The sequence below is a fragment of the Streptomyces sp. NPDC001822 genome (assembly GCF_042892135.1).
Taxonomy (GTDB): domain Bacteria; phylum Actinomycetota; class Actinomycetes; order Streptomycetales; family Streptomycetaceae; genus Streptomyces.
Map to the genome: position 1 here is coordinate 74200 of NZ_JBIATW010000018.1, position 14452 is coordinate 88651.

At 73.1% G+C, this 14452-nt stretch carries 12 protein-coding genes; 3 read left to right on the plus strand and 9 right to left on the minus strand.

From position 1 onward, the window contains the following. Positions 1 to 57 precede the first annotated feature (57 nt). From mnhG to ACFYY2_RS30800, 8 genes are all read right to left on the minus strand, one after another. The gene (gene mnhG / locus ACFYY2_RS30765; RefSeq protein WP_388749058.1) at positions 58 to 453 is read right to left on the minus strand and encodes a monovalent cation/H(+) antiporter subunit G; all 396 of its coding nucleotides are present in this window, start codon (positions 451 to 453) and stop codon (positions 58 to 60) included. Then, positions 450 to 782, minus strand: coding sequence for a monovalent cation/H+ antiporter complex subunit F (locus ACFYY2_RS30770; protein WP_388749060.1), 333 nt, complete (start codon positions 780 to 782; stop codon positions 450 to 452). The genes mnhG and ACFYY2_RS30770 overlap by 4 nt, the downstream gene beginning before the upstream one ends. Then, positions 779 to 1423 carry a Na+/H+ antiporter subunit E gene (locus ACFYY2_RS30775; protein WP_388749062.1) on the minus strand — a complete coding sequence of 215 codons (645 nt, stop codon included), beginning with the start codon at positions 1421 to 1423 and terminating at the stop codon, positions 779 to 781. The genes ACFYY2_RS30770 and ACFYY2_RS30775 overlap by 4 nt, the downstream gene beginning before the upstream one ends. Next, entirely contained in the window at positions 1420 to 3075 is a 1656-nt protein-coding gene (locus ACFYY2_RS30780) for a Na+/H+ antiporter subunit D (RefSeq protein WP_388749064.1), read from the minus strand. The genes ACFYY2_RS30775 and ACFYY2_RS30780 overlap by 4 nt, the downstream gene beginning before the upstream one ends. Continuing rightward, a complete protein-coding gene (locus tag ACFYY2_RS30785) occupies positions 3072 to 3701 on the minus strand; it encodes a Na(+)/H(+) antiporter subunit C (RefSeq protein WP_388749066.1) in 630 nt (209 codons plus the stop codon). Before ACFYY2_RS30785 ends, ACFYY2_RS30780 begins: the two co-directional genes overlap by 4 nt. After that, a complete protein-coding gene (locus tag ACFYY2_RS30790; RefSeq protein ID WP_388749068.1) occupies positions 3698 to 6601 on the minus strand; it encodes a Na+/H+ antiporter subunit A in 2904 nt (967 codons plus the stop codon). The genes ACFYY2_RS30785 and ACFYY2_RS30790 overlap by 4 nt, the downstream gene beginning before the upstream one ends. 550 nt (positions 6602 to 7151) lie before the next feature. After that, on the minus strand, positions 7152 to 7553 hold the full coding sequence (locus tag ACFYY2_RS30795; protein ID WP_388749070.1) for a RidA family protein: 402 nt from the start codon (positions 7551 to 7553) through the stop codon (positions 7152 to 7154). Further along, the gene (locus ACFYY2_RS30800) at positions 7550 to 8683 is read right to left on the minus strand and encodes an acyl-CoA dehydrogenase family protein (protein ID WP_388749072.1); all 1134 of its coding nucleotides are present in this window, start codon (positions 8681 to 8683) and stop codon (positions 7550 to 7552) included. The genes ACFYY2_RS30795 and ACFYY2_RS30800 overlap by 4 nt, the downstream gene beginning before the upstream one ends. Positions 8684 to 8776: 93 nt before the next feature. On the opposite strand from ACFYY2_RS30800, the gene ACFYY2_RS30805 reads away from it, so the two are divergent. From ACFYY2_RS30805 to ACFYY2_RS30815, 3 genes are read left to right on the plus strand one after another with little or no spacing between them, the layout of a single operon-like run. Continuing rightward, positions 8777 to 10396, plus strand: coding sequence for an AMP-binding protein (locus ACFYY2_RS30805; protein ID WP_388749074.1), 1620 nt, complete (start codon positions 8777 to 8779; stop codon positions 10394 to 10396). Between the two features lie 4 nt (positions 10397 to 10400). After that, positions 10401 to 11219, plus strand: coding sequence for a PaaX family transcriptional regulator C-terminal domain-containing protein (locus tag ACFYY2_RS30810; protein ID WP_388749076.1), 819 nt, complete (start codon positions 10401 to 10403; stop codon positions 11217 to 11219). 56 nt (positions 11220 to 11275) lie between these two features. Beyond that, positions 11276 to 12097 carry a GNAT family N-acetyltransferase gene (locus ACFYY2_RS30815; RefSeq protein ID WP_388749078.1) on the plus strand — a complete coding sequence of 274 codons (822 nt, stop codon included), beginning with the start codon at positions 11276 to 11278 and terminating at the stop codon, positions 12095 to 12097. 27 nt (positions 12098 to 12124) lie between these two features. On the opposite strand, the gene ACFYY2_RS30820 is transcribed toward ACFYY2_RS30815, so the two are convergent. Further along, positions 12125 to 14449: a bifunctional salicylyl-CoA 5-hydroxylase/oxidoreductase gene (locus ACFYY2_RS30820; RefSeq protein WP_388749080.1), complete on the minus strand. Its 2325-nt coding sequence runs from the start codon at positions 14447 to 14449 to the stop codon at positions 12125 to 12127. Positions 14450 to 14452: the final 3 nt, after the last annotated feature.

Genomic DNA, 14452 nt, shown 5'->3' on the forward strand with positions numbered 1-14452 from the left:
CCGCAGTTCAGGACTCCGGACGTGCGAGACCCCTGCGGCGCGGGCAGCCCGCCCGGCTCAGCGCTCCCCCGCGCCGTGCTCCGGTCCTGGACCCCGGTCCGGAGCACGCTCCGTCAGCTGCCGGTCCAGGTCGTCGCGCAACAGCTCGGCGTGCTCGATCTGGCCGGTGCGGTAGGCGGACCGCGCCACCAGGTGCGCGGCGACCGGACCCGTCATCAGCTGGAAGAAGCCGATGAGGACCAGCGTCGCGAGGTCCATGCCGCTGCGCAGCCGCAGCGCCACACCGGCCAGCACCAGCAGCAGACCCAGGGTCTGCGGCTTGGTCGCGGCGTGGCTGCGCGAGAGCACGTCGGGAAGCTTCAGCATCCCGACGACACCGAGCAGGCAGATCGCCGCGCCGACGAACACGAGGGCGGCCCCGAGGGTGTCGCTGATCTGCACCCAGGCACTCATCCGGTGCCCTCCTCGTCGGCGTGCCGGCCGGGCGCCGGCCGCGAGGGCGGCCGGTCGCGCACGGCGATGAAGCGGGCGATGCCCACCGATCCGGTGAAACCGAGGAAGGCGAGCACGAGCATGACCGGGAAGTAGAACGGGTCGCGTGCCAGGGCCGACTTCGCGCCGAGGCCGGCGATGATCAGGGCCGCGATCACGTCGAGCGCGATGGCCCGGTCCAGCATCGAGGGACCGCGCCAGACCCGGTAGAACATCAGCGCTCCCGCCATCACCAGCACCACGACGGCCGCGGTCAGCAGGACCCGGTCGACGGTCTCGGGCGCGCTCACGTCCCCTCCTCCATGTCGTCCTCCACGGCGTCGGACGACCCGTGGCCCGGCGGCGGTCCGGCCACCCTCCGGATCTCGTCACGCGTGCCGAACGCCCGCACCGTCAGACGTTCCAGCCGCCAGACCGAATGCCGTGCGGCGGCCAGTTCCTCCGGCCGGTCCGCGTCGAGGACGTGCAGGAACAGCGTGGCGGTGGCCCGTCGCACCTCGATGACGGCGCCGCCCGGCACGTTGGAAACCGTGACGGCCGTCGCGGCGAGCATCAGGTCGCTGCGGCAGCGCAGCGGTACCGCGATCACGGCGGGCCGGTGCGGGCGCCCCGAGAAGATCTGCCGGGTGACCTTCACGCCGGAGGTGTACATGTCGTAGAGCAGGTACCCGGCGAGCAGCAGGATGCCCCAGGGGTGGAGCCGCAGTCCGAGATCGACCTGGGGCAGCGGGAAGGCGAGGCAGACGACGACCGCCACGACGGCTCCGATGAGGACGTTGGCCCAGTTCAGCGTGGACCACAGGAGCACCCAGATCAGGGTGAGCCACGCGATCAGCGGAAGGTCCAGCACTCGCCGCCGTCGCCCGGCGAACTCGACGCTGAACGGGGGAAGTTCGGGATTCCCTCGGGACAGGGTGATCAATCGCCTCACGGTCCGAGCACCTCCTGCGTGTAGGGCGTGCGTGCGAGGAGTTCGGCGGCGGCGCGGTCGGTGAAGGTGGTCAGTGGGCCGGCCAGCACGGTGAACGCGAGGCCGAGCGCGACGGCCGCGGCGGTGGCAGCGGTCATGGCGGGGGGCGGTTTGGTCGTCGTGGTCACCGCACGCCCGTGCAGGCTCGCCGTGATGGTCTGCCCGGCCGGGAGGGGAAGCCCCGCGACCCCTTCGTCCCCGGTGCCCGGCATCCGGTCGGGGCCGAGGTCGGCGTCGTCGTCACCGGTGTCGTCGGCGTCCTCGAGCACCGTGCCGTAGGCGGCCTGGTCGGGGGGCTCGGCGCGCCAGAAGGCCAGGTTCCAGACCTTGGCCATCACGTACAGGGTGAGGAGGCTCGTCACGGTCGCCCCGGCGACGAGGATCCAGGCCCAAGCGCCGCCGTCGGCCACACCGGCCCGCATCAGGCCGAGTTTGCCGATGAAGCCGGACAGCGGCGGGATGCCGGCGAGGTTCATCGCGGGGACGAAGAAGAGGACCGCGAGCACGGGGGCGGCCCTGGCGAGCCCGCCGATGCGGGTGAGTTCGTTGGTGCCGCCGCGGCGTTCGATGAGCCCGGCCACGAGGAAGAGCGTGGTCTGCACGGTGATGTGGTGCACGACGTAGAAGATCGCCCCGCTGTACCCCGCCCGGGTGGCGAGGCCGATGCCGAAGACCATGTAGCCGATGTGGCTGATGAGGGTGAAGGACAGCAGCCGCTTCAGGTCCGTCTGCGCGACGGCCCCCAGGATGCCCACGATCATCGAGACGAGCGCCACGGCCAGCAGCAGGTCACCGAGCCGGTTGCCCGGGAAGAGCAGCGTCTCCGTCCGGAGCATGCAGTAGACCCCCACCTTGGTCAGCAGGCCCGCGAAGACGGCGGTGACGGGCGCGGGAGCCGTGGGATAGGAGTCGGGGAGCCAGGCCGCGACCGGGAACACCGCGGCCTTGACGGCGAAGACGGTCAGCAGCATCGCCTGGATCAGGGTCTGGACGCCCAGGGGGAGTTCGGGCAGCCGCGCGGCCAGCTGGGCGAAGTTGGCGGTGCCGGTCGCCGCGTAGGTCATGGCGATGGCCGTCAGGAACAGCATCGACGAGAACAGCGAGATGATGACGTAGGTGGAGCCCGCCCGGATCCGCGGACCGGTACCGCCGAGGGTCAGCAGGACGAAGCTGGCGACGAGCATGATCTCGAACGCGACGTAGAGGTTGACGAGATCACCGGCGAGGAACGTACAGGACACCCCGGCGACCAGGATGAGGTAGGCGGGGTGGAAGACGGCGACCGGAGTCTCCTTGTCGCGGTCCGACATGCCCTGGCCGAGCGAGTAGACCAGGACGGCGAGGGTGACGGCCGACGACACCGTGAGCATCAGCCCGGACAGCCGGTCGGCCACCAGGGTGATGCCGAGCGGCGGCGCGAAGTCGCCGAGGTCGACGTGGAGGGGACCCTGCCGGTCCGCCGCGATCATCAGCGCGAACGAGAGGCCGAGTACGGCCGTGAGCACGGCGACGCTGATGAAGCGCTGGAACCTGGCGAGCCGGGTCCCGAACGCGAGGCTGAGCCCGGTGGCGCAGAGCGGCAGCAGCACCGGCAGCGGGACGAGCGCGTTCATCCGGCGTCTCCTCGGTCGGGGTCGGAGGGATCGGGAGCGGAGGGCCGTGCCGCCCGGGCCGTCCCGCCGGGGTAGTCCTCCGGGTCCGCCCCGACGACGTCGTGCCACAGATCCCCCGTGGCGTCCCGGCCCCTGGCCTGCAGGGCGCGGTCGGCCCGGAGTCTGGCCCTGAGCCGGCCGCGCTCCTCGCGGTAGCGCGCGCGGTCCTCCGGAGTGCGGTCGGACTCCGAGCGGTACTCGTCGCGGAGTTCGGCCCACTCGCCCCGCACTTCGGCACGCAGCACGATGCGCCGGTCCTCCAGGTCGTCGTGGACCTCGTCGGTGCCGGTCAGCTGATGACTGCGATACGCCATGGCCAGCAGGAACGCGGTGGTCGCGAGGGTGATGACGATGGCGGTCAGGGCGATCGCCTGGGGGAGCGGGTCCGTGACCCGGCGCAGCGCGACCCCGTAGAGGAGCGGTGCCTCGCCCGCCGAACCGGTCGCCGAGAGCACCAGGAGGTTGATGCCGTTGCCCGCGATCACCGCGCCGAGCAGGATGCGGGTCAGGGGCCGGGTGAGCATGAGGACGCCGCCGACCGCGCACAGGACGACGGCGGTGAGGAGCAGCGAGACGCTGACGGTCATCGGCCCGCGCCTCCGGTCCCGGTGTCCGGCGCGGGGGCGAGCGCGCCCGCCGCCCGTTCGATCTGCCGGTCGACCTTCGCGCCCAGTGCGCGCACGATGTCCAGGACCACGCCCAGGACCAGGAGGTAGACACCGCAGTCGAAGACGACCTGGGTACCGATGTGGTAGTCGCCGAGGACCGGCAGGTGGCCGTGGTGGACGAAGGCGTGGAAGACCGTGCCGTCGACGAGACCGCCCAGGGCGACCCCGGTCGAGAGGAAGAGGCCGAGTCCGGTGAACAGCCCCGGCTGGAGCGGTGCGGCCTCCGCGAGCTCGAAGCGGCCCCCGGCCAGGTAGCGGGTGATCAGGGCGAGCCCCGCGACGAGGCCGCCGACGAAGCCGCCGCCCGGCATGTTCTCGGCGCAGAACAGCAGGTACAGCGAGAGCACCAGGATCGGATGGAAGAGCAGCCGGGCGACCACCTCGAAGACGACGGAGCGGTGTTCGGGCGCGAGGGTGTCCCCGGCGGCCAGCCAGCCGCGTTCGGGGGCCGTGTCGTCTCCCTGCGGCAGGCCGGTGAGCGGGGTGGTGTGGAGCGACCAGGCGGTGTCCCCGCGCAGTTCGTCCCTGCTCATGGAGGTCTCACCACGCCGGTGCAGGTAGATGAGGCTGGTCACCCCGATCGCGGCGGCGGCAAGCACCGCGGACTCCCCCATCGTGTCCCAGGCCCGCAGGTCGACCAGGATCGTGGCCACGACGTCCTTCAGGCCGTGGTCGGCGGTCTCCTCGACCATCGCCGATCCGGCCGAGGGCGCGACACGGGCGGAGGCCACCACCCACAGGGAGACCCCCAGCGTCGCCGCGGCCCCCAGGGCCACGGGGACGCGCACCGCACGCCGCCAGGGGCTGACGGACTCCTGGAAGTGCACGGGCATCCGGCGCAGGACGAGCACGAACACGATCATCGACACGGTCTCGACGCAGAACTGGGTGAGTGCGAGGTCGGGTGCCCCCTGGACGACGAAGAGCAGCGCGGCACCGTAACCGGTGAGCCCGGCCAGCACCACCCCCTTCATGCGGCGGCTGACGGTGAGACAGCACAGGGCCGCCGCACAGGTCAGTGCCGCCATGGCGGCCTGGAGCGGGCTGTCCCACGCCCGGGGTGCGACCGCGTCGTCCCAGGGACGGTCCGTGAACAGGACCGCCAGCTGCCCGGCCAGCATCACGAGCAGGGTGGTGGCGAGGTAGACCGAGAGCGAACCACGCTGGACGAAGCCGGTGACCTGGAGTGCGAGGCGCTCCAGGCCGAGCAGGAGGTGGCCGAAGACGCTGTCGGCGGTGGGCCAGGCGACCCGCCGGGAGATCCGGTTGACGGTGGTCCGTCCGGCGAAGAGGACGGCACCCGCCGCCCAGGCCACGGCCGACAGGAGCAGGACCGTCCCGAAGCCGTGCCAGAGCGCCAGGTGGTAGGGGTGGGCTGGGGCCGGGAACACGTCGGCGTAGGCGCTCAGCAGGGGGTCGGTCCAGCCGACGCCGGGACCGAGCACCAGGCAGGCGGCGGCGAGCAGGGCGGGCGGGGCGAGGAAGGCGGCGCCGGCCCGGTGTACGGGGGTGTCCGCGACGCCGGGCTTGCGCGCGAAGGCTCCCCAGACGAAGCGCAGCGTGTAGGCGACGGTCAGCACCGAGCCGGCCACGGTGACCGCCAGCATCCAGCGGTCGAGGGTGTCACCGCGCAGCAGCGCGTCGAAGGCGGCCTCCTTCGCGGCGAAGCCGAGGAACGGCGGCAGGGCCGCCATCGACGCGGCGGCGAGGACGGCCGTCGCGCACACCAGCGGCATCGAGCGCCCTAGACCGGAGAGCCTGCGCAGGTCCCGGGTGCCGGCGGAGTGGTCGATGATGCCGGTGACGAGGAACAGGGCGGCCTTGAAAAGGGCGTGGGCCAGGATCATGGCGACTGCGGCGAGTGCGGCGTCGCGGTTGCCCGCCCCCGCGAGCAGGACGAGGAAGCCGAGCTGGCTGACCGTGCCGTACGCCAGCACGATCTTCAGGTCGTGCAGGCGCAGCGCCCGCCATCCGCCGAGCAGCATGGTCGCCCCGCCCAGCACGAGGACCACGGGCCGCCAGAGCGGGACGTCGGCGAAGCCGGGGGCGAGACGTGCCACGAGGTAGATGCCGGCCTTCACCATGGCGGCGGCGTGCAGGTAGGCGCTGACGGGGGTGGGTGCGGCCATGGCGTTCGGCAGCCAGAGGCTGAACGGCCAGATGGCGGACTTCGAGAGGGCCCCGAGCAGCACGAGGGCGACCGCGACCGACACGGCGAGGGTGGTGTCGGGGGGATCGGCGACGATCGCGGAGATGCGGTAGGTGCCCGCTGCCTGACCGATGATCAGGAAGCCGACCAGCATGGCCAGGCCGCCGAGTGTGGTGACGGTGAGCGCCTGGAGGGCGGACCTGCGGTTGTGCTTGCGCTCGCTGCCGTGGCCGATCAGGAGGTAGGAGAAGACCGTGGTCAGTTCCCAGAACACGTAGAGGGAGATCAGGTCGTCCGCGAGCACGAGGGCGAGCATCGCGCCCGTGAACGCCAGGAGGTTGCCCGCGAAGGAGGCGAGCCGGGGTGAGTCGTCGGTGAAGTAGGCCGCGCAGTAGAGCAGGACGAGTGTGCCGATGCCGGCGGCCAGCAGCACCATGAGTTCGGCGAGGGCGTCGAGGCGCAGCGCGAGCGAGACGTCGTACGCCGGGATCCACTCCCAGCTCCAGGTGACCGCTCCCCCGGCGGCCGCGTCACCCCATTCGGTGGCCGCCCAGACGGTGGTGGCGGCGGGCGGCAGCGCGAGGACGAGGAACGCGCGTCTGCCCGTCCGCCGCACCAGCGGACTCGCGAAGGCGGCGAGCGCGAAGTGGCAGACGATGAGCGCGATCACGGGTGGGGGACCGGAGTATCAAGGGGCACACGCTGAACAAAGGGCACCGAATACAGATATATCCCCAGGCACCGTTCACCCGTCCGGCGCGCCGCGCGTGCGCGGACCACCGGTACGAGGGCGGCGTCCGGCCCGCCCGCAGTGGGGGACGGTGGGGGCGTCGGGGACCTCGTCCGGCATCCCGTCGGTGCGGTGGTCTCGGGGAGCGCGGCGGACTGGGCCGACGGCCTCCTCCGCCGGAGCGGGCGCACTCCACCGCCCGCGACCGGCGTCGAGGACGGTCCGCGTCCCCCGGGTGCGCTCCGCTGCACGCGGACACGGATGCACCTCGTAGCGCACGGTGATGCCGTCACCGTCATTCGGACGAGTGGCGGGGGGCGGGGGCTGTTCGCCGGTCACACCGGACCTCCGGGGGGCGGATATCCGTACGCCTCCAGGCTCGCCCCGGAGGCGTGACGCCGCTACCCGGACGGCCTGCGGCAACCGCTGGACGACCTCCGCCCCGGCGCACGCCCGGCCGGCTCGCCGCCCGCCGGACCGCCTCCCCCGGTCAGTCCAGCACGGCGATGCCGTCCAGCTCGACCACGGCCTGCTCGTCCCACAGCCTGGCCACCCCGATGACCGCCATGGCCGGGTAGTCGCGCCCCGCCAGCCTCCGCCAGATCCGGCCCAGTTCGGGGGCGTGGGCGCGGTAGTCGCCGACGTCGGTGGCGTACACGGTGACGCGAGCCAGGGCCGCCGGGGAACCTCCGGCGGCGCGCAGTGCGGTGAGGAGGTTGCCCAGTGCCGTCTCGAACTGCTCGGGCAGGGTGGCACCGACCACCTTTCCGTCACCGTCCAGCGAGGTCTGGCCGGCCAGGAAGACGAGCCGCCCTCCGGTGGCGGTGACCGCGTGCGAGAAGCCGGTGGGCGGTGAGAGTTCCGCCGGGTTGATCCGGCTGAGGGGATTCATGCGGGCGCCTCCTGGGTCGCGTACAGCTCCTTGGCGATGATGGTGCGCTGGACCTCGGTGGCGCCCTCGTAGATCCGGGGCGCGCGGACCTCCCGGTAGAGGTGTTCGAGCAGGTGACCCCGTCGCAGCGCCTTCGCCCCGTGCAGCTGGACCGCCGTGTCGACGACGTACTGCGCGGTCTCGGTGGCGAACAGCTTGGCCATGGCGGCGCGCATGGGGACGCCGGACTCGCCGGCGTCGTGCGCGGCGGCCGCCGCGTACACCAGGAGCCGGGCCGCCTCGGTGCGCGTGGCCATCTCGGCCACCTGGTGCGAGACGGCCTGCAGGTCCTTGAGCGGTGCGCCGAAGGCCTCGCGGTCCGCCGTGTGCTCCAGGGTGGCGTCGAGGGCGGCGCGGGCCATGCCGACGGCGAACGCTCCGACGCTCGGCCGGAAGAGGTTCAGGGTGTCCATGGCGACCCGGAATCCGCGGCCGGGCTCCCCGAGCACGTCGTCGGCGCCCACGGGTACGCCGTCGAAGTCCAGCGAACCGATCGGGTGCGGGGAGAGCATGTCGAGGGCTTCGCCGGTGAGTCCGGGGCGGTCCGCGGGGACGAGGAACGCGGTGACCCCGCGGGCTCCGGCGCCTTCACCGGTCCGGGCGAAGACGGTGTAGAAGTCGGCCTCGGGGGCGTTGGAGATCCAGCACTTCTCCCCGGTGAGCCGCCATCCCTCCCCGCCGGGTGCGGGCCGGGCCTCCAGCGCGAGTGCCGCCGCGTCCGAGCCGGCGCCCGGCTCGCTCAGCGCGAAGGCGGCGACGGCGCGGCCCGCTTTCACCTCGGGGAGCCAGCGCGCCCGCTGGGCGGGGGTGCCCGCCCGTCGGACCGGGCCTGAGCCGAGCCCCTGGAGAGCCAGGGCGGTCTCGGCCTCGGTGCAGCCGCGGGCGAGCGACTCGCGCATCAGGCAGAGGTCGAGCGCGCCGGAGGCGAGGAGCCGGTCCAGGAGGCCGTGGCCGCCGAGTGCGGCGACGAGCGGACGGTTCACATGACCCGGCTCGCCCTTGTCGGCGAGGGGTCTCAGCTGTTCCCGGGCAAGGGTGTACAGCTCGTCGCACCAGGCGGCTCGACCGGGATCGAGGGAGAATGCCGTCATATTTCGGCGCCTCTCTTGTCACGACTTATCGCGGACCGTTGACTACCGTCACCCAAACGATACGCTCCAAGGGCGACAAGGGGGCGATGCTTCATGAAGCCGTCAGGTACCGCGAGCGCGCACACCGACACCTTCGCGCGCGACCATCTCCCACCCGCCGGGCAATGGCCCGAGCTGGTCTTCGAACTCCCCGAACTGGCCTATCCGGACCGCCTGAACTGCGGTCACGAACTGCTCGACCGCACCGTGCAGCGGCTCGGCCCCGACCGCCCGGCCTTCCGGAGCGCGGACGGCGGCTCCTGGAGCTACGGGGAGCTGCTGGACCGGGTGGACCGGATCGCCCAGGTGCTGACCCACGATCTGGGCGTCGTCCCCGGCAACCGCGTGCTGCTGCGCGGCCCCACCACCCCTTGGCTGGCGGCCTGCTGGCTCGCCGTGATGAAGGCCGGCGCGGTCGCCGTCACGGTGCTGGCCCAGCAGCGGGCGTCCGAGCTCGCCACGATCTGTTCCATCGCCCGCGTCAGCCACGCGCTGTGCGACGCCAGGTCGGTGGACGACCTGACCGCCGCACAGGTGCCCGGACTCCGCGTCACGACGTACGGGGGCGGCTCCGCCGACGACCTCACGCGGCTCGCGGCCGCCCGGCCGGGCCCCTACCGGGCGGTGGACACCGCCGCCGACGACGTCGCCCTCATCGCCTTCACCTCCGGCACCACCGGGCGGCCCAAGGGCTGCATGCACGTGCACCGCGACGTGCTGGCCGTCGCCGACACCTTCGCCCGCCACGTCCTTCGGCCCGGACCCGACGACGTGTTCACCGGCAGCCCGCCGCTCGGTTTCACCTTCGGGCTCGGCGGACTGGTGATCTTCCCGCTGCGGGCCGGCGCCTCGGCGCTGCTGCTGGAACAGGCGGGTCCCAAACAGCTGCTGCCCGCGCTCGCCGCCCACCGGGTCTCCATCCTGTTCACGGCCCCGACCGCGTACCGCGTGATGCTGGACGCGCTCGACGGCCACGACCTCTCCGCGCTGCGACGCTGCGTCTCGGCCGGGGAGAACCTCCCCGCCGCGACCTGGAGCGCCTGGTACGAGCGCACGGGACTGCGCATCATCAACGGCATCGGGGCCACCGAACTGCTGCACATCTTCATCTCGGCGGCCGACGGGGCGATCCGGCCGGGCACCACGGGCGTCCCGGTGCCCGGCTGGCAGGCACGTGTGATCGGTGAGGACGGTGAGGAACTGCCCGACGGTGAACCTGGGCTGCTGGCGGTACGCGGTCCGGTGGGCTGCCGGTACCTCGCCGACGAACGCCAGCGGGTGTACGTGCGCCACGGCTGGAACATCACCGGCGACACCTACGTCCGCGAACCCGACGGCTACTTCAGGTACGTCGCCAGAGCGGACGACATGATCATCTCGGCCGGGTACAACATCGCGGGCCCGGAGGTCGAGGAGGCCCTTCTGCGCCACCCCGACGTGGCCGAGGCCGCGGTGGTGGGCCGCCCGGACGAGCTGCGCGGCCAGATCGTCGCGGCGTACGTCGTGCCCCGTGAGGGGGCCTCGCCGGACGCCGACGCCCTGCGCGCGCACATGAAGGCCGAACTGGCGCCGCACAAGTGCCCCCGCGCCATCGAGTTCCTGCCCGCCCTGCCGAGGACCCCCACCGGAAAGCTACAGCGGTTCCGGCTGCGCGGCGGCACCGCTCTAGAGTGAACGCGTGGCCGAGCACACTCCCCGTTCCCTGATCGTCACCCTGTACGGCGCCTACGGCCGACTGCCGGGTGACGCCCCGCTGCCGGTGTCCGAGTTGATCCGGCTCCTGCACGCGGTCGGCGTCGACGCCCCGGCGGTACGCTCCTCCGTCTCGCGGCTCAAGCGACGCGGGCTGCTCGTCCCCGCCCGCACGACGGACGGCGCTGCGGGGTACGCGCTGTCGGCGGACGCGCGTCAGCTGCTGGACGACGGTGACCGGCGGATCTACCGGCCCGCCCTGCCGGTCACCGGGGACGGCTGGGTGCTCGCGGTCTTCTCCGTACCGGAGGCCGAACGCCACAAGAGGCACCTGCTGCGCTCCCGGCTCGGACACCTCGGCTTCGGCACGGCGGCGCCCGGGGTGTGGATCGCGCCCGCCGGACTGTACGAGGAGACCCGGCACACCCTGGACCGCCTCGAACTCGCCCCGTACGTCGAGCTGTTCCGCGCCGAACACCTGGGCTTCGCCGCGACGGCGGAGGCGGTGGCCCGCTGGTGGGACCTGGAGGCGATCGCCCGCCTGCATCTGGACTTCCTCGACCAGCAGGAGCCGGTGCTGCGCGCGTGGGAGTCGGGGGACGGGACGGCGCCCGGTGCCGAGGACGCCTACCGCGACTACCTGCGCGCCCTGGACTCGTGGCGCCGGCTGCCCTACGCGGATCCGGGCCTGCCCGCCGAACTGCTGCCCGAGGACTGGCCGGGCGGCCGTTCGGCGGAGGTGTTCGGGCAGCTGCACGCACGACTGCGGGACTCCGGGGCGGAGTTCGTGCGGCGCGCGCCCTGACCGCACCCCGAAAGAAACGGGGTGCCCCCGGGTGGCGGGGCGCGACACGATGGGGCATGACCTGGACCTTCACCGACGACGTCGGCGTCTTCCTGGACGCCGCCGGAGCGTCGCTGGCCGCCCGGCCGGCCGCCAACACCCTCGTACTGACGATCACCGCCACCCTGCGCGACCAGGGGCCTCACGCCTACGGCTCCGGGGTGCCGTTGCTGGGCTGGTGGCGCGGGCCGGACGGCGTCGTGGACGGGGCCCTGGTGCGGACGCCTCCGTTCCTCCCCGTCCTGGGCACGGCGGCCCCGGAAGCGGTCGCCGCGCTGCCCGGCGCGCTGCCGCTGCCCGGCATCAACGCCGACCGGGACACGGCCCGGCTGCTGGCCGCTCGCTGGCCCCGGCACCACGTGGACAAGGAGCACCGGCTGTACCGGCTGGGCACCCCGGTGCCGCCCTCCCCCGCTCCGGCGGGCGCGCCGAGGACGGCCACGGCCGCCGACCGTGCACTGCTGGTCGAGTGGCTCGGAGCCTTCGGCGAGGAGACCGGGCAGCCCGGTGACCAGGCGGCGCGGATCGTGGACGCGGCCACGGCGCGCGGCGGGATGACGCTCTGGGAGGCCGGCGGCGTACCGGTGTCGCTGGCCGGTGTCTCGCACAACGTCGCGGGCACGGTGCGCGTGTCGTACGTCTACACACCGCCGGAGCACCGTGGGAACGGATTCGCGGCGGCTGTCACGGCGGACGTCGGGCGCGCCGCTCGGGAGAGGGGCGTCCGCGAGGTGCTGCTCTTCACGGATCTCGCGAATCCGACGAGCAACGGGCTGTACCGGCGCATCGGTTACGAGGCGGTCTCCGACCGCCTGCTGATCACGGCGGAGCCGGAATGACGGCCCGGCGGCACGCACCGGAGGCCGTCAGCCCAGGGTGAGCCGGGGCTTGGGGGCGTCGGTGCGGCCGGTCGGAGGGGTGCGGCTGCCCGCGCGGTACGGGAGCGGCCAGGTGGCCCCGGGCCCCGTGTACCCCTGCTCGGCGGCGGCGTGCAGGGTCCAGTGCGGGTCGTACAGGTGGGGCCGTGCCAGGGCGCAGAGGTCGGCGCGCCCGGCGAGGAGCAGCGAGTTGACGTCGTCCCAGGAGGAGATGGCACCGACGGCGATGACGGGTACGCCGAGGGCGTTGCGGATCCGGTCGGCGTACGGGGTCTGGTAGGAGCGGCCGTACTCGGGGCGTTCGCCGGGTACGACCTGGCCGGTGGAGACGTCGATGGCGTCCGCCCCGTGCTCGGCGAAGGCACGGGCGACGGCCACGGCGTCGTCGTCGCTCATGCCGCCGTCCGCCCAGTCCGTGGCGGAGACGCGTACGGTCATGGGCCGGTCGGCGGGCCACACGGAGCGGACCGCGTCGAAGACCTCCAGGGGGAAGCGGAGGCGGTTCTCCAGCGAGCCGCCGTAGGCGTCGGTGCGCCGGTTGGTGAGCGGGGACAGGAAGCCGGAGAGGAGGTAGCCGTGGGCGCAGTGCAGTTCGAGCAGATCGAAGCCGCTGCGGGCGGCCCGCCCGGCGGCATCGGTGAACTCGTCCCGGATCGCCGCCAGTCCGGCGCCGTCCAGCGCCTGCGGCACCTGGCTGACACCGGGGGTGTACGGCAGGGCCGAGGCGGCGCTGAGCGGCCAGTTCCCCTCCTCCAGCGGCTGGTCGATGCCGTCCCACATGAGCCGGGTGGAACCCTTGCGGCCGGAGTGACCCAGCTGGACGCCGATCGCGGCGCCGGGGGCGGAGTCGTGGACGAAACGCGTGATCCGGGCCCAGGCGTCCGCCTGTTCGTCGGTCCACAGGCCGGCGCAGCCGGGGGTGATGCGGCCCTCCGGACTCGTGCAGGTCATCTCGGTCATGACCAGTCCGGCGCCGCCGAGCGCGCGGGCGCCGAGGTGGACGAGGTGGAAGTCGCCCGGGACGCCGTCGACGGCCGAGTACATGTCCATGGGTGAGACGACGACGCGGTTGCGGAGTTCGAGTCCGCGCAGCCGCAGCGGGGTGAACATGGGCGGGACGCCCGGGGCGCAGCCGAACTCCTCCTCGACGGCTCCGGTGAACCCGGCGTCGCGCAGACGCAGGTTGTCGTGGGTGACGCGGCGGCTGCGGGTGAGGAGGTTGAAGGCGAAGCGGCGGGGCTCCTGGTCCACGTACTGCGGGAGTTCCTCGAACCAGCGGAGGCTGGCGGCGGCGGCGCGCTGGGTGGACTGCACGACGGGGCGGCGCTCCTCCTCATAGGCGGCGAGGGCGTCGGGAAGGGCCGGATGTTCGTCGACGCAGGCGGCGAGGGCGAGAGCGTCCTCGACGGCCAGCTTGGTGCCGGAGCCGATGGAGAAGTGCGCGGTGTGGGCGGCGTCGCCGAGGAGGACCGTGTTGGCGTGCGACCAGCGTGCGTTGCTCACCGTGGCGAAGGTGAGCCAGGAGGAGCGGTTGGAGCGCAGCGGCCGGCCGTCCAGCGCGTCGGCGAAGACCTTGGCGCAGCGGGCGGCGGATTCGGCGGTGTCACAGGTGTCGAGGCCCGCCGCACGCCAGACCTCCTCGCGCATCTCGACGATGACGGTGGAGGCGCCGGATTCCCCGGGTGCTCCGGGGAGCCGGCCGGGGGACGGGCGGGAGAAGGGGTAGGCGTGCAGCTGCATCACGCCGTACTCGGTCTCGGCGATCTCGAAACGGAACGCGTCGAACGCGAAGTCAGCGGCCAGCCAGATGTAGCGGTTGCGGTGCGTGGTGACCGTCGGGCGGAAGTGGAGGGCGTGGGCGGCACGGGTCGCGCTGTGCACCCCGTCGGCGGCGATGACCAGGTCGTATTGAGCGGCGAGTTCGGCGGCCGGCGGGGCGGGCGACCGGAAGCGGAGCCGGACGCCGAGGGACGCGCACCGCTCGTGCAGGATGCGCAGCAGCGTACGGCGGCCGAGGGCAGCGAAGCCGTGGCCGCCGGAGGTCTGGACGGTGCCGCGGTGCACGACGTCGATGGTGTCCCAGCGGACGAACGCGTCGCTCAGCGCGCGGTACACGACGGGGTCGGCGTGTTCGATGCCGCCGAGGGTCTCGTCGGAGAGGACCACACCGAAGCCGAAGGTGTCGTCGGGGGCGTTGCGTTCCCAGACGCTGACCTCCCGGCCGGGGCCGAGCCGTTTGAGGAGCGCGGCCGCGTAGAGCCCGCCGGGCCCGCCGCCGATGACCGCGATCCGCCTCGTGTCCGAGGTGGTCATCGG